The organism is Mesorhizobium sp. M0106, from assembly GCF_040322715.1.
Lineage (GTDB): Bacteria > Pseudomonadota > Alphaproteobacteria > Rhizobiales > Rhizobiaceae > Mesorhizobium.
In genome coordinates this window covers 315138-330367 of the sequence record NZ_JAMYUA010000002.1, presented here as the reverse complement: position 1 = coordinate 330367, position 15230 = coordinate 315138, and the positions used below count along the sequence as shown (strand labels likewise).

Below are 15230 nucleotides of genomic sequence, written 5' to 3'. Positions count from 1 at the left end.
GAGAACTCACTTCGCTGGTTGGGTTGCGGGAAGAATAATCTTGTCCGTCTTGTCGCCCTTCGGACGATCGGCCGGCATCTGATCGCCGGTGACGATATAGTAGATCGTCTCGGCGATGTTGGTAGCGTGGTCGCCGATGCGCTCGATGTTCTTGGCGCAAAACAGGAGATGTGTGCAGGGCGTGATGTTGCGTGGGTCTTCCATCATGTAGGTCAGCAATTCGCGAAACAGAGAGGTGTACATGGCGTCGATCTGGTCGTCGCGGTCGCGCACGAAACCGATTTTCTCCACCGACCGCGACGCATAGACGTCGAGTACTTCCTTGAGCTGGGTCAGTGCCAGATTGGCCAAAGCCTCGAGGCCGCGGAACAGGCTGTTCGGCTGGCGCCCGTCTGCGACGGCAACCACCCGCTTGGCGACGTTCTTGCCGAGGTCGCCTACCCGTTCGAGGTCAGCCGAGATGCGGATCGCGCCGACGATCTCGCGCAGATCCGTCGCCATCGGCTGGCGTTTGGCGATGATGATGATCGCCTTGTCGTCGATCTCGCGCTGTCCCTCATCCAGAACCAGGTCGTCCCGAATGACTTTCTGGGCAAGCCCCGGATCCGCATTGACCAGCGCCGCGACCGCCTGCTCGACCATGCGCTCGGCATGCCCGCCCATCGCCGCGATGCGCTTCGACAGATATTTCAGCTCCTCGTCATAGGCGCTGACGATATGCACGGACTGCATGACGAAATGCCTTCCCGGGATCTCGTGGTTGAGTCGTTCCCTCGAATCCCCGCTGATACGCTAGCCGGATGACAGAAAAAAGAAACGGCCCATTATGTGCTAGAGATAGTACTACGTTAGCGAGCCGGCAAATGGACCGTGAACGCCGCACCCTTGCCGACCTCCGACCTGATGGAGAGTCTGGCGTTGTGGCGGGTCAGGATATGCTTGACGATGGACAGGCCAAGGCCGGTGCCCTTCTGGGTTCGGCTGTTCTCGACGTCGACGCGGTAGAAGCGCTCGGTGATGCGCGGGATGTGCTCTTCGGGGATGCCGGGGCCGAAATCCCTGATGGTGACGTCGATGCCCGGTTCGGGATCGCTGTCGCTGCGTATGATCGACACCACGACGCGTCCGCCCAACTGACCATATTTGCAGGCGTTTTCCAGCAGGTTTTCGAAGACCTGGAAAAGCTCGTCCCGATCGCCGGGCACGTCGAGCGGCCCTTCCGCGAAATCACGCTCGATGACGACGCCGTTTTCCTTTGCGAGCGGCCCAAGCGAATCGATGACGCTGTCGATGGCCTGGCGCAGGTCGACCTCGGTTCCCGGCTTGAGATAGGGCTTCATCTCCAGGCGCGACAGCGACAGAAGATCGTCGATGAGGCGCGCCATGCGGCTGGTCTGGTTCTGCATGATCTGCAGGAACTGCTCGCGCGCCGCGGGGTCGTTGCGGGCCGGCCCGCGCAGCGTCTCGATGAAGCCGGCGATCGAGGCGAGAGGCGTGCGCAGCTCGTGGCTGGCATTGGCAATGAAGTCGGCACGCATTCTGTCGATCCGGCGCGCCTCACTCTGGTCCTTGAACACCAGCACGTAGAGATCCGTGGCATGGCCGACTGAAGACGCGCTCACCCGATAGGCTCGTTCGACCGGCAGCTTTTCTATGTAGTCGACGCTGTCCGAAGCGACGTTGCCCGCCAAGATACTATCCAGCAAGGCCTGCATTTCCGGCGCGCGGAATTTCAGCGACAGCGACATGCCGGGCGCAATCCCGCCGAAGGCGGCAAAGGCAGCAGCGTTGGCGTGGACGATGGCGGCGGAGCGATCGAAAATGATCAGCGGATCGGCAACCGCCGCCGCGAGATATTCGCCGGAAAGTTGTTGCACGCTCGACTCGATGGCCGCGGCATTTTCGGTCGATTGGCGGGCGATGCCGGCCGGCAGCATCGCAGCGGCAACCAGCACGGCGCCAGCCAGCAGCACCACATAGCCAGACATGCCGGCAAAACCATAGACCATCAGAACCGCAACGAGGCCGGCCGCCAGCAGCCAGCGGCTGTTCCACAGCCGCATGGCGACGGCTTGCGCCCTGCCTCTCCGCTCCGTGCCGATGTCGGCCATTTGCGCTCCGTCTGCGGCCACTTCAAGAACTTCTTGCTGGACCGGCGCTAGAGCGCAGTGCGTCCAATTGGACGCACAAAGGACGCTCTACCACTTTATCTGCTGCATCGTTCTTTCCGAAAATCGATTCCGATTTTTGGGCCGATGCAGTAAGGCTCCCAATAGCACGAGTCCGGAAGCTGGAAAGGTTCGCCTCGATGAAAAACGCTAAGGAAAGCCCCGCCGCACCCTCATCGGGGCCGCTGAAGATCATGATCGACGGCAAGGAGAGGGCGTTCGACATCGAGGCCCCCGCGCTTCCCGACTGGGTCGGGGACCGCAAGCTCACCGCCGGCGGTTACCCTTACGACAAGAAGATGAAGAGCGAGGAGTATGACGAGAGGCTAGAGAAGCTGCAGATCGAGCTGGTCAAGGCGCAGGCGTGGCTGCAGTCGACGGGCAAGCGGGTAATGTCTCTGTTCGAGGGGCGCGACGCTGCCGGCAAGGGCGGCACGATCTTCGTTTTGCGCCAGTATCTGAACCCTCGCACGGCGCGCAACGTGGCGCTGACCAAGCCAACGCCCACCGAGCTTGGACAATGGTACTTCCAGCGCTACGTCGACCACTTCCCGACGTCGGGCGAATTCGTCACCTTCGACCGCTCCTGGTATAACCGCGCCGGCGTTGAACCGGTGATGGGATTCTGCACGCCCGAGCAGCACGAGCAATTTCTGGACGAGGTTCCGCATTTCGAGCGGATGATCCGCAACGAGGGCATACATTTCTTCAAATTCTGGCTGAACATCGGCCGGGAAACGCAGCTCGAACGATTCCACGACCGCCGCTGGAGCCCGCTGAAGAGCTGGAAGTTTTCGCCAATCGACATCGCCGGCATCACCAAATGGGACGAATACACCAAAGCGCGCGACCTGATGGTCGAGCGCACGCACAAGGAGTTCGCGCCCTGGATCATTGTGCGGGCGAACGACAAACGGCGCGCGCGGCTGGCCGTCATGCAGCGCATTCTCCTTTCGCTTCCCTATGACGGCCGCGACCTCGACGTCATCGGCAAGGAGGACAAGAAGATCATCGGCGAAGGGCCGACTTTCCTCGAAAAATAAGCTCACCTCATCGATACGCGGCTCTCATGCCGCCAGCCGGGCAATCCGCTGCAGTCGCTTCAGCGTGGTGTCGTCCTGCAGCGCCTGCTGGAAAAGCGAGATCTCCTGGTCGATGCGGTCGCAGAGCGCGCCGGTGTCGCCCCTAAGCAGGTCGCGCGTCTGTAGCAGCGCCGCGACAGGCTTCTTGGCGAGTTGCCTGGCTCTTGCCAACGTGGCTTCCTCGACGCTGCCGTCCGTCACGATCTCGCCGACAAGGCCCAGTGCCCTGGCATCTTCGGCGGCGAGCGTGTCGCCCAGGCAGAAGAAGCGGAACGCCCCGGCATAGCCGAGCTTCTGCGGCGCCAGAATGCTGGTCGCCGCGTCCGGCACCAGGCCGAAATCGACGAACGGCACCCGAAACGTGCTCTTGCTCGAGGCGATCACCATGTCGCAGTGGAACAGGATGGTGCAACCGACGCCGACGGCGTCGCCGTCGACACAGGCAAGGACCGGTTTCGGGAACGTCGCCAGCGTGCGGAACATATCGGTGACGGCGGCGATCAGTCGCCGATGTTTGGTGGCGTCGAGAAATTCGGAGAAATCGGCACCGAGGCAGAAGCACCCGGCCAAGCCGCGCAGGACCACGACGCGGACGTCGTCGTCGACAGCGGCTTCGTGGAATGTTCTGGCCAGGCTTTCATAGGCCCGCCTGTCCAGCACCGGGCGGCCGTCACCCGACGATACCGTGACGATCAGCGTGTGATTGCGGAATTCTGCTTTTGAGTGAACGTTCATGGCCTCTCTCCAATCTCACGAGGCGCGTCTCTGTCCGAGCATGTCCGGGTACCCTCTGGCCAGCACCGGCGCAAAGTGGTTGCGGCGCGAACGCACCACGTCGAGCGTGTGCTCGTTGAAGGTGAGCAGTGTGGCAACCACCTGCTGGTTGCCATAGGTACGCTGGTAACCGAGCGGCGTTGCCAGGAAATGCAGCTGCAGCGCGCGAAGCACCCACATCGGCTCGAATTCGATGATCACCTGGTTGACGTTGCGCTTCAGACCCCACTCGACGAAGCCGGCGATCAGCTCGGTGCCGACCGTCGACACGCCGCGCCGACCGTCGCGGAATCCCGGCGCAACCGCATAGCGGGTCAGTTCATAGACATTCGGGCCCGACGGTGGGGTTCCCTCATAAAGGTCCGCCAGCACATCGGTTAGAAGATGTGCCCGGGTCGTCGGCAACATCCGCTGATAACCGGCGAGCTCGCCATTGCGGATGACGATCTGGTGCACTGCCTCGTCGTGGTCGAATTGATCGATCTCGAGGCCATCAGGGCGCTGCAGATCGGTCCATCCCATCTCTTCGACGAAAACTCTGTAACGCAAACGATGAACTGCCTCCCAGAGGTCGGGCCGTTCCATCAATTCCTGGGTCGTGAGGGAAAAAAGCATTTGCCGTCTCCTAGTTTCAATAGGAAGATACGGCCGTGCTTTCCCAAAAAAATTACGCGATCACGCAAGCAAGAATTTCTAGGCCGGCGCGGCCGACCTAGTTAATATAGCCGCGCCTTATCGCTTCCGCGACGGCCTGGACCCGGTTGACGGCACCGAGTTTGCTTTTGGCGTTAAGAAGGTGTTTCTCTGACGTGTGTTCCGAAATGCCGAGAATTTGTGAAATCTCCCATTCGGACTTGCCGACAGCAGCCCATTGCAGGCATTCGCGCTCACGCGGCGTTAATTCGACATGATCGATGGTTTTGCCCGCCATGGTGTGGAGCTGCATTGCGCGGCCAATCGCATAAGTCGAGACCAGCGACACCAACCCGAACTCGGCACTCGACAATTCGACAGCCTCGCCGCCTAGCGACACCATGACGATCTGGCCATCGAGCGTGATTAGCGGGAAGGCCAACCCGTCGCGCAGCTTGAATTCGCCGGCATCGCCCATCACCTCGCCGCCGCTCTTGCCGATGCGGATGCCCTGAGATGCTTCCCGCCACTGGAATGGCGCTTGAAGCTGCTTCATGTGGCTGACGACGGGGTCGTGATCGACGTAGTTGCGCGCGACGTAGCGCTCAAGCCATTCAGCCGGCCAGTCGCAGAGCAGCACATGGTCCTTTTGCTGGTTTCTCGGCGTGCCAGGTTGCGGAACCGTCCCGGCCATCAGCGCCGTCAGCCCGAACCCGCTTGTTACCCCCAGCAGCTTTTCGCAGACGGCGGCGGCTGTGCCGGCGTGCTGCAACTGATCTATCAACTCCAGCGTACGATCGAAATGACCCATCGCAACATCTACCCCATGTTGCCTTCCGCTCTTGACGCCAATGGCAGTGATCAACCCGCACCACGCCATCAACCCCGGACTGCAAAGCTGCCTCCCCTGTGCGTCCTACTGCTCCTCTTCAGCCGGCATCACGCAGTCACTTGCAAACTCACTAAACAATATCCCTAAATTGCAATGATGAAACCAAAAACCGTCGTACCTGTGTTTTTTTCGTACAAAAACCTGTTATTTCGTACGAAAGCCGGGGCAAGACCGGACGGAGTCGTCGCGTGGCGTTTCGGCGCATATCCATTTCATTGATCTCGATATTGATCGGAGCGCAATCGCTTGCGGTTGCTGCGCTCGCCGCGGAGCCGCAGGTGCCGGTGTTCTGGGACGCCAAGGAGCGGCTGCCAAAGCCGGACCTTTCGATGCTGCCGCGGCTGCGATTCCTGACCACCACGGATTTCCCGCCGTTCAATTTCCTCGATGGGGCAGGCCGGCTGTCGGGCTTCCATGTCGACCTGGCGCGCGCCATCTGCGCCGAGCTCGGCATTGCCGAAAAATGCCAGATCCAGGCGCTGCCCTGGGCCGAGCTCGAAGGTGCGCTCGAGAAAGGCGAGGGCGAAGCGATCATTGCCGGCATCGCCGCGACGCCGGAGTCGCGGTCGAAATACGCATTTTCACGCTCCTACCTGCAATTTCCGGCACGCTTCATCATGCTGAAGACACAGGCGCTGACCGAACCAATGTTCGACAAGTTGCGCAGCAAGCGTGTCGGCGTGATCGCCAGCTCCGCGCACGAGCGGATGCTGCGCGATTATTTCGGCGACGTCCAAATCGTCCCGTTCGCAAAGCCGGAGGAGCTTTATGGCGAGCTGAAAGCCGGCAAGATCGACGCCGCCTTCGGCGACGGCATGCGTTTCGCCTTCTGGCTCGGCGGTTCGGATGCAGCGGGCTGCTGCCGCTTTGCCGGCGGCCCCTATCTGGCGCCCGAATATCTCGGCTCAGGCATGGCAATCGCCACCAGGGCCGACGATCCGGCACTGGCCGCCGCTTTCGACTACGCGCTGCAGGAAATCTCGGTGAAAGGCACGTTCGCCGAGTTCTATCTGCGCTATTTTCCCGTCAGTTTTTTCTGAGCTTGGCCGCCGGCTCAGGTCAGCGTGCGAAGGCGGGCCTTGGCGGCTCGCGCAATGGCGGCGACCGCCAGCGCATCGAGGTCGAGTTCCCGGCGGACGAGCTGCAGGACGCGCACCTCCTCCAGGCGCATTTCGAGATCGACAGCTGCGACCTCGAAGGCGGCGGCATAGGCGGTGTCACGCAGGCGTTCGGGCAGCGCCTCGGCGACGCGCGCCAGGACGCCCTCCAGCCCATCCTTTTCATGCAGCATTTTCTGGCAGGCCTGGGCGACCTCGACCAGCCGCTCCTGGTTGAAATCCTCAAACACCGGCCAGGATCGAACGACGTCGCCGATCCGCGCCAGTTCGACGTCGGTCATGTCGCGGTCTGACGCCGAGGTGATGACCATCAGGTAGATCATGGCTTCGTGTGGCGACAATGGCATTTACAACTCCTTGAGATGGTCCCGAAGTTAGGAACGAGGGACCGGCGCCGCAAGGAAAAACAGCCGCGATCGTTGGCGCTCCGATCACGCCTTGGAACTTGATCCATCCTGACTATCGGGACGGGGGCTCTTAATCTTCTTGCCTGATCACGGTCCTGCCCGAAAACCGGGTTCCACTTTTCGGGATCATGGTCTAGAGCATGCGGCTGCCGGCATGGATGCTGGCAAAGTTGCAGGAATAGCATCATGGCCGAACAACAGCCGATCGATCTCAGCCCGGAAGTCCTCGCCGCCGCCGCCGAAAGCAAGGCGTGGCCATTCGAGGAAGCGAAAAAGATCGTCGCCCGCTATGCGAGCAGCGGCTACCCGGAAACGGTGCTGTTCGAGACTGGCTACGGCCCGTCCGGCCTGCCGCACATCGGCACGTTCGGCGAGGTGGCGCGCACATCTATGGTGCGCCACGCCTTCCGCGTGCTGACTGAAGACAAGGTCAAGACGCGGCTGCTGTGCTTCTCCGACGACATGGACGGATTGCGCAAGGTGCCGGACAATGTGCCTAACAAGGACATGCTGCGCGCCTATCTCGGCAAGCCGCTGACCAGGATACCGGACCCGTTCTCCAATGAGTATCCGTCCTTCGGCGCCGCCAATAACGCACGGCTGCGCGCTTTCCTCGACCGTTTCGGCTTCGATTACGAATTCGCTTCCTCGACCGACTATTATACTTCCGGCCGCTTCGACGCGACGCTGCTCAAGATGCTCGAGCGCTTCGATAGGGTGATGGCAATTATGCTGCCGTCACTGCGCGAGGAGCGGGCGCTGAGCTATTCGCCCTTCCTGCCGATCCATCCCAAGACCGGCATCGTCATGCAAGTCGCGATCGACGAGCGCAAGCTCGACGCCGGCACCATCGTGTGGCGCGACCCGGACACCGGCGAGCGCTTCGAGACGCGGGTGACCGGCGGTCATGCCAAGCTGCAATGGAAGCCAGATTGGGCGATGCGCTGGGCAGCACTCGGCGTCGATTACGAGATGTCCGGCAAGGATCTGATCGATTCCGTCAAGCTCGCCGGGCAGATTTGCCGCGCGCTCGATGCTCCGGCACCGGAGGGCTTCAATTATGAGCTGTTCCTCGATGAGAACGGCCAGAAGATATCGAAGTCGAAGGGCAATGGGCTGACTATCGACGAGTGGCTGACTTACGCGCCGACCGAGAGCCTTAGCCTTTATATGTTCCAGCGCCCGCGAACCGCGAAGAAGCTTTATTTCGACGTCATCCCGAAGGCGGTAGACGAATATTACACGTTCCTCTCTGCCTATCAGAGGCAGGACTGGAAGGAGCGGCTGGGCAATCCGGTCTGGCACATGCATGACGGCAATCCCCCGGCAGTCGACCTGCCGGTTCCGTTCTCGCTGCTGCTCAACCTGGTCAGCGCCTCGAATGCGCAGAACAGGGACGTGCTGTGGGGTTTCATTTCGCGCCACGCGCCGGGTGTGACGCCGACAACCCATCCCGAGCTCGACCGGCTGGCCGAATATGCCATCCGCTATTTCGACGATTTCGTGAAGCCGGCGAAAGTGTACCGTGCTGCCGACGCGGTCGAGCGCGAGGCGCTGACCAAGCTTTCGGAAGCGCTCGCCGAGCTGCCGGCTGATGCCGACAGCGAGGCAATCCAGAACGCTGCCCTCAATGTTGCGCGCAAGATCGAGCGCTACCAGGATCATTCCAAGCAGAGCCCGGAGGGCGGACCCGGTGTCTCCGTCGCCTTCTTCCAGATGATCTATCAGGTGCTGATAGGTCAGGAACGCGGGCCGCGCTTCGGCTCCTTCGCCGCGCTCTACGGCATCGCCGAAACGCGCGAGCTCATTCAGCGGGCGCTGGCTGGTCAGCTGGCGGCATGAGGACGCCGTCTTGCTCCTCCAGGATCGAGCTAGGCGCTACAGGCGCGGATCGCGACGCAGCAGCCGGGAGCGGCGGCAGGCCTGAAACGCTCGGCGCCGGCCCGAAGACGCCTTTTTTTGCTGCACGCGCCTTCTCGCCGGCTTCTACGTAAGGGCCGCCCTTGGCGGCGCGCGCCCAGCCATTTTCGACCAGCCATTGGCCGATATCCTGATTGCCGATCCGGCACTCGGCGGCGATCAGATCACGACCGCCTTCGGGCGGCACGGCACAGACCACCGCACGACTGCGGAGAAAGGCGCGGAAGGCCGTTCGCGCCCGAATGCCGCAATTCCAGGACTCGCCGCCGTCGGTGCAAGTCTCCTCCTGCTTGACGATGTCGATACCGGAAACCGCAATCGAATAGCCCTTTGCTTCGATGACCCCGGCGGCCGACGCGACGGGCTGGAATAGTTTCGTGCCTTTCCAGTCGTCGGGCATTTTCGTTTTTGGCGGCTTGGGCGGTCCGGCCAATGCCAGATCGCTCAACGGGGCGCGCGGCTCTATCCGTTCAAGCTCGTTGGAACCGAGCTGCGGCGGCACCACGATTTCTGGATCGATTGCCCTCGAATGCGCCGCCTGCTTGGCCGGCACTGATTTCGGGATGGCCGACGTAGCCGGCGCGGCGGGCTGCGGTTCAGCGCCGACCTGGATTTGCTCCCAGGGGCCGCCGCTTTCGCTCTGGACGGCGCGGCCGCCGGCGACAATTGCCGTGGCCATCGCCGGGATCGCCAGAACAGCCAAGGCAAGGTGAGGCAGACGCACCGGCCCCGCGCCTACTGGCTTGCCCAGACAATCCGCGCCACCCATTCGACATCGCGCATGGGGATGTCGCGGTCCGGGTGATCGGGATTGAGGGAGACCAGCGCGATCGACCTCGGTGTCTGGCGGTCGAGCACCTTGGCCATCACCTCGCCGGCATTGGTCTTGACGACGACGCGATCACCCTTTCGTATGGTAGCCCCTGGCTCGACGATCAGGACATCGCCATTGCGATAGAGCGGCAGCATGGAATCGCCCTGGACCTTCAAGGCATAGGAGGTTTCGGTTGCCCGTGCCGGAAGCTCGATCAGGTCCCATCCCTGCCCCGCTGGAAACCCGGCGTCGTCGAAGAAGCCACCGGCGCCCGCCTGGGCGAAGCCGAGCAGCGGCACCGACGATCTCTGCACGGGTAGTGCGTCGGAATTACCCCGACCCTCGACCAGCCCCGCAAATTCATCCAGCGAGGCGCCGGTCGCCTCGATGATCTTGGCCAGCGATTCGGTCGACGGCCAGCGCGGCCGTCCATCTGAGGACAGCCGCTTCGATTTGTTGAAGGCGGTCGAGTCGAGGCCAGCGCGCCTGGCCAGTCCAGAGGCCGAAAGCGAATAACGCTCGGCAAGAGCGTCGATGGCGGCCCAAACGCGGTCGTGCGAGAGCACCTTGCTCTTCCTTCGAAACAGGAAAAAATACCTTCCCTGTTCTATCCCTTGGCCGCCATCTTGTCCACCGTCGAAGACGGCGTCACGCCGCCTCCTTGGCCTCGTTTCTGGTATAAGGATCGAAGCGCTCGTAGAAGGTCTCGCCCTTCTCGGCCATGTCGAGCAGCAGCTTCGGCGCCTTGAACTCGGCACCGTATTTCTTCTGCAGGCCTTTGGCGATCTTAGCGAATTTTTTCGCGCCGATGCCGTCTATGTAGGACAGTGCACCACCGGTATAGGGCGCGAAGCCGAAGGCCAGGATCGAGCCGACATCGGCCTCGCGTGGGTCGGTAACGATGCCCTCTTCCATCACCCGTACCGCCTCAAGCGCGATGGTGACCAGCAGCCGCTGCTTCAGTTCCTCATAATCGACCTGCTCCGGCGACAGCTGCGGGTAGAGGTCCCTGAGGCCTGGCCACAGCTTCTTCTTGGCCGGTTTTGCCGGATAGTCATAGAAGCCCTTGCCGTTCTTGCGGCCCAAGCGACCATGCGTGTCGACCATCGTGTTGATCAGCGCCATCTGCTTCGGGTCGACCGCCTTGTCGCCGAGGTCGCGCATGGTCTGCTTCATGATCTTCTGGGCAAGGTCGATCGCAGTCTCGTCGGTCAACGCCAGAGGACCGACCGGCATGCCGGCGGCCTTGGCCGCGTTTTCGATCATCGGCGCCGGAACACCTTCGATCAGCATCTTGTAGGCTTCCGACATGTAGCGCAGCACGCAGCGATTGACATAGAAGCCGCGCGTATCGTTGACGACGATCGGCGTCTTCTTGATGGCGCGGACGAAGTCGATCGCGGTGGCCAGCGCCTTGTCGCCGGTCTTCTTGCCGAGGATGATCTCGACCAGCATCATCTTGTCGACGGGCGAGAAGAAATGAATGCCGATGAAATTCTTCGGGCGCGCCGAATTCCTGGCCAGCGATGTGATTGGGATGGTCGACGTGTTCGACGCGAAGATCGCCGACGGCTTCAGCACCGCCTCGGCCTGTTCGGTGGCATCCTTCTTAACGGCCGAATCCTCGAACACCGCCTCGACCACAAGATCACAGCCGGCAAGATCGGCGTAATCGGCCGTCGGCGTGATCAGCGACAGCAATCTTTCCTTGTCCTCTGGCTTGGCGCGGCCCTTCCTGACCTGATCCGAGATCAGGTTGTCGGAATGCGCTTTGCCCTTGGCGGCGGACTCCATGTCGCGGTCGAGCAGCACCACCGGAATGCCGGCCTTGGCCGTCACATAGGCGATGCCGGCGCCCATGAAGCCGGCGCCGAGTACGCCGATCTTCTTGAACTTCGTTTCCGGCACACCGGCCGGGCGGCGCGCGCCCTTGTTCAGTTCCTGCAGCGACACGAACAACGAACGGATCATCGCTGCCGCTTCCCTTGTCTGCATGATCTCGGTGAAATAGCGTTGCTCGATCCGCAAGGCGGTGTCGAACGGCACCAACAGGCCCTCATAGATGCATTTCAGGATGGCGGCAGCGGCGGGATAATTGCCATAGGTCTCTCGGCGCAGAATGGCGATGGCCGGGGGCCACAGATTGGCACCGGCCACCGAATAGATCGGGGCGCCGGGCAGCTTGAAGCCCTTTTCATCCCATGGCGCCACCGGCTTCAAGCCGTTCCTGATCATCGCCTTGGCGGTTTCGACCAGCTTGTCCGGCTCGGCAATCTCATGGATCAGGCCCATCGACTTGGCCTTCTGAGGCGACAGCGTCTGGCCGGACGTCAGCATTTGCAGCGCCTGCTGCTGGTCGGTCAGCCGTGGCACGCGCTGGGTGCCGCCGGCGCCCGGAAAAATGCCGATCTTCACTTCGGGAAGCGCCATCCTCACTTTGTCTGAATCGGCCGCGACACGGCCATGGCAGGCGAGCGACAATTCGAACGCGCCACCCATGCATGTGCCGTTGATCGCCGAAACCCATGGCTTTCCCGAAGTTTCCAGCTTACGGAACAGGCCGTTCATGGTGCCCGCATTGTCGAACAGCGCCTTGGTCGCCTTCTCCGGGTCCTTCGCCTTGTCGGCGGCGAAGGTCGCCAGCATCTTCTGCAGCATGGTGATGTCGGCGCCGCCCGAGAACGTATCCTTGCCGGAGGTGATCACCGCGCCCTTTATCGCTGCATCGCTCGCCACTTTGTCGACGATGGTATTCAGTTCGAGCATCACCTCCTCGGTGAAGACGTTCATCGAACGGTCCGGCATGTCCCAGGTGACCAGCGCAATGCCGTCGGCGTCGATGTCGAGGGTGAAATTGGTGTAGCTCATCATCTCTCTCCGTCAGACGCGTTCGATGATCGTTGCAGTGCCCATGCCGGCGCCGATGCAAAGCGTCACCAGCGCGGTGTTGAGGTCGCGGCGTTCCAATTCGTCCAGCACCGTACCGAAGATCATCGCACCGGTGGCGCCGAGCGGATGGCCCATGGCGATGGCCCCACCATTGACGTTGATCCGGTCATGCGGAATGTCGAAAGCCTGCATGTAGCGCAGCACCACCGAAGCGAAGGCCTCGTTGAGCTCGAACAGGTCGATGTCCGACAGCTTCATCTTCGCCCGCTTCAACAGCTTCTCGGTGACGTCGACGGGGCCGGTCAGCATCAGCACCGGTTCGGAGCCGATGTTGGCGAACGCACGGATGCGTGCGCGCGGCTTGAGGCCGAGCGTCTTTCCCGCCTTTTTCGAGCCGAGCAGCACGGCGGCCGCGCCATCGACGATGCCGGAGGAATTGCCGGCATGGTGGACGTGGTTGACCTGTTCCACCTCGGGATGCTTCTGCACGGCGACGGCGTCGAAGCCGCCCATTTCGCCGGGCATGACGAAGGACGGGTTGAGCGCGGCCAGCGACTGCATGTCGGTCGAGGGCCGCATATGTTCGTCATGGTCGAGGATGGTCAGGCCGTTCTGGTCCTTGACCGAGATCACCGAATTCTTGAAGCGGCCCTCGCCCCACGCCTTGGCGGCACGCTTCTGGCTTTCGACCGCGTAGGCATCGACGTCGTCGCGCGAAAAGCCGTATTTGGTGGCGATCAGGTCGGCCGAGATTCCTTGCGGCACGAACCAGCCGGGCAGGCCGACCGATGGGTCCATGAACCAGGCGCCGCCGGAGGCGCCCATGCCGACGCGCGACATCGATTCGATGCCACCGGCAATGACGATCTCGTCGGCGCCCTGTGCGATCTTGGCGGCGCCGAAATTGATGGCGTCGAGGCCCGAGGCGCAGAAGCGCGATATCTGCATGCCAGGCGCCTTGGTGTCGTAGCCGGCCTCGAAAGCGGCGGCACGTGGAATGACCGCACCCGCCTCGCCAACCGGATCGACACAACCGAAGATGATGTCGTCGACGGTGCCGGTGTCCAGCCCGTTGCGGTCGCGGATAGCCTCGAGCACCTTGGCGCCGAGCCGCACCGCCGGCACTTCGTGCAGCGAGCCATCCTTCTTGCCCCTGCCGCGCGGCGTGCGCACGGCATCATAGACATAAGCTTCGGCCATTTTCCTGCTCCTTGGGTTTGCTGAAACTCGCTCAGAGCGAGCGCCCGATCAGCAATTTCATGATCTCGTTGGTGCCGCCGTAGATGCGCTGGACGCGGGCATCGCGGAACATGCGCGCAATCGGATATTCATTCATGTAGCCATAGCCGCCATGCAATTGAAGGCATTCGTCGACGACTTTTCCTTGCAGGTCCGACAGCCAGTATTTGGCCATAGACGCGGTCACCGGGTCGAGGCCGCCGTTGATGTGGCGGGCAACGCAGTCATTATAGAAGACGCGGCCGATGGTCGCCTCGGTCTTCAATTCGGCAAGTTTGAACTGGGTGTTCTGGAATTCGATGATGGCCTTGCCGAAGGCCTTGCGCTCCTTGACGTAGTCGATGGTAAGCGCCAGCGCCCGCTCGACCATGGCAATAGCAGTGGTGCCGATCTGCAGCCGCTCCTGCGGTAATTGCTGCATCAACTGGACAAAGCCCTGGCCTTCCTCGTTGCCGAGCAGGTTCGAGGTCGGCACACGCACGTCGTTGAAGAACAGTTCCGACGTGTCGTTGGCCTTGAGGCCGATCTTGTCGAGGTTGCGGCCGCGCTCGAAACCTTCCACCTCGTCAGTCTCGACGACGATCAGCGAGATGCCCTTGGCGCCCTTCTCAGGATCGGTCTTGGCAACGACGATGATGAAATTGGCGAGCTGGCCGTTGGTGATAAAGGTCTTCGAGCCGTTGAGCTTGTACTGGTTGCCGTCCTTTTCGGCGCGCATCTTGACGCTCTGAAGGTCGGAGCCCGCACCGGGCTCGGTCATGGCGATGGCGCCGATCAGCTCGCCGGTCGCCAGCCTCGGCAGCCATTTCTTCTTCTGCTCGTCCGAGCCGTAATGGAGGATGTAGGGGGCAACGATCGAATTGTGCAGGCCAATGCCGAACCCGTCGACGCCGACATGGCCGATCGCCTCGATGATGGCGCTCTCATGCGCGAAGGTGCCGCCCGATCCGCCATATTCCTCCGGCATAGAGGCGCAGAGCAGGCCGGCAGCACCCGCCTTCAGCCAGCTCTCGCGGTCGACCATTTCGTTCTTCTCGAACTCGTCGTAACGCGGCGCGATCTCTTCCGACATGAAGCGGTGCGCCATGTCGTAAAGCATGCCGACCTCGTCCGCCGCCCAGGCGGGCTTGGGAAGGCCAAGGATTTCGGCGGGGTGGGTCATGGTTTCTCCCTCGCGCCGACGTTCCCCTCCCCCTCGAGGGGAGGGTGGCCGCGAAGCGGCCGGGTGGGGTCGCCGATGACTTGCTTGACCTTATCTATTACAACCTGCGCCATGTGCCACGGCATTGCGATC

Annotated in this window: 14 protein-coding genes; 3 read left to right on the top strand and 11 right to left on the bottom strand. The window is 62.0% G+C overall.

Features of this window, described 5'->3' with window-relative positions; genetic code table 11:
- Positions 1–6: 6 nt before the first annotated feature.
- Both phoU and NKJ55_RS03295 read right to left on the bottom strand, forming a co-directional pair.
- Entirely contained in the window at positions 7–732 is a 726-nt protein-coding gene (gene phoU / locus NKJ55_RS03300) for a phosphate signaling complex protein PhoU (protein WP_023677346.1), read from the bottom strand.
- Between the two features lie 116 nt (positions 733–848).
- Positions 849–2111 (bottom strand): ATP-binding protein, encoded by a 1263-nt coding sequence (locus tag NKJ55_RS03295; protein ID WP_352448643.1) that lies wholly within the window; start codon positions 2109–2111, stop codon positions 849–851.
- 197 nt (positions 2112–2308) lie between these two features.
- Between NKJ55_RS03295 and ppk2 the strand changes: the two genes are divergently transcribed.
- Complete coding sequence (ppk2, locus tag NKJ55_RS03290; protein ID WP_352448642.1) at positions 2309–3211, top strand: polyphosphate kinase 2; 903 nt, start codon at positions 2309–2311, stop codon at positions 3209–3211.
- A gap of 24 nt (positions 3212–3235) precedes the next feature.
- On the opposite strand, the gene NKJ55_RS03285 is transcribed toward ppk2, so the two are convergent.
- The 3 genes from NKJ55_RS03285 to NKJ55_RS03275 form a co-directional block, all read right to left on the bottom strand.
- On the bottom strand, positions 3236–3985 hold the full coding sequence (locus NKJ55_RS03285) for an enoyl-CoA hydratase-related protein (RefSeq protein WP_023677343.1): 750 nt from the start codon (positions 3983–3985) through the stop codon (positions 3236–3238).
- Between the two features lie 15 nt (positions 3986–4000).
- Entirely contained in the window at positions 4001–4639 is a 639-nt protein-coding gene (locus NKJ55_RS03280) for an acyl-homoserine-lactone synthase (RefSeq protein WP_023677342.1), read from the bottom strand.
- A 97-nt stretch (positions 4640–4736) separates the two neighbouring features.
- Positions 4737–5468 (bottom strand): helix-turn-helix transcriptional regulator, encoded by a 732-nt coding sequence (locus tag NKJ55_RS03275; RefSeq protein WP_023677341.1) that lies wholly within the window; start codon positions 5466–5468, stop codon positions 4737–4739.
- Positions 5469–5737: 269 nt separating this feature from the next.
- Between NKJ55_RS03275 and NKJ55_RS03270 the strand changes: the two genes are divergently transcribed.
- Positions 5738–6589 carry an ABC transporter substrate-binding protein gene (locus tag NKJ55_RS03270; RefSeq protein ID WP_352448641.1) on the top strand — a complete coding sequence of 284 codons (852 nt, stop codon included), beginning with the start codon at positions 5738–5740 and terminating at the stop codon, positions 6587–6589.
- A 14-nt stretch (positions 6590–6603) separates the two neighbouring features.
- Here the strand turns inward: NKJ55_RS03270 and NKJ55_RS03265 are convergent, their stop codons facing one another.
- A complete protein-coding gene (locus NKJ55_RS03265) occupies positions 6604–7014 on the bottom strand; it encodes a tellurite resistance TerB family protein (protein ID WP_352448640.1) in 411 nt (136 codons plus the stop codon).
- 246 nt (positions 7015–7260) lie between these two features.
- Here NKJ55_RS03265 and NKJ55_RS03260 point away from each other — a divergent pair, with 246 nt between their 5' ends.
- Positions 7261–8916, top strand: a complete 1656-nt coding sequence (locus NKJ55_RS03260) for a lysine--tRNA ligase (protein WP_352448639.1) — start codon at positions 7261–7263, stop codon at positions 8914–8916.
- Here the strand turns inward: NKJ55_RS03260 and NKJ55_RS03255 are convergent.
- From NKJ55_RS03255 to NKJ55_RS03235, 5 genes are all read right to left on the bottom strand, one after another.
- Complete coding sequence (locus NKJ55_RS03255) at positions 8879–9718, bottom strand: thermonuclease family protein (RefSeq protein WP_352448638.1); 840 nt, start codon at positions 9716–9718, stop codon at positions 8879–8881. The genes NKJ55_RS03260 and NKJ55_RS03255 overlap by 38 nt on opposite strands.
- Before the next feature lie 11 nt (positions 9719–9729).
- A complete protein-coding gene (locus NKJ55_RS03250; protein ID WP_352448637.1) occupies positions 9730–10374 on the bottom strand; it encodes a S24 family peptidase in 645 nt (214 codons plus the stop codon).
- 82 nt (positions 10375–10456) lie between these two features.
- Positions 10457–12676 carry a 3-hydroxyacyl-CoA dehydrogenase NAD-binding domain-containing protein gene (locus NKJ55_RS03245; RefSeq protein WP_352448636.1) on the bottom strand — a complete coding sequence of 740 codons (2220 nt, stop codon included), beginning with the start codon at positions 12674–12676 and terminating at the stop codon, positions 10457–10459.
- A gap of 12 nt (positions 12677–12688) precedes the next feature.
- Complete coding sequence (locus tag NKJ55_RS03240) at positions 12689–13897, bottom strand: acetyl-CoA C-acetyltransferase (RefSeq protein ID WP_352448635.1); 1209 nt, start codon at positions 13895–13897, stop codon at positions 12689–12691.
- 31 nt (positions 13898–13928) lie between these two features.
- Positions 13929–15098, bottom strand: a complete 1170-nt coding sequence (locus NKJ55_RS03235) for an acyl-CoA dehydrogenase family protein (protein WP_352448634.1) — start codon at positions 15096–15098, stop codon at positions 13929–13931.
- Between the last annotated feature and the right edge of the window lie 132 nt (positions 15099–15230).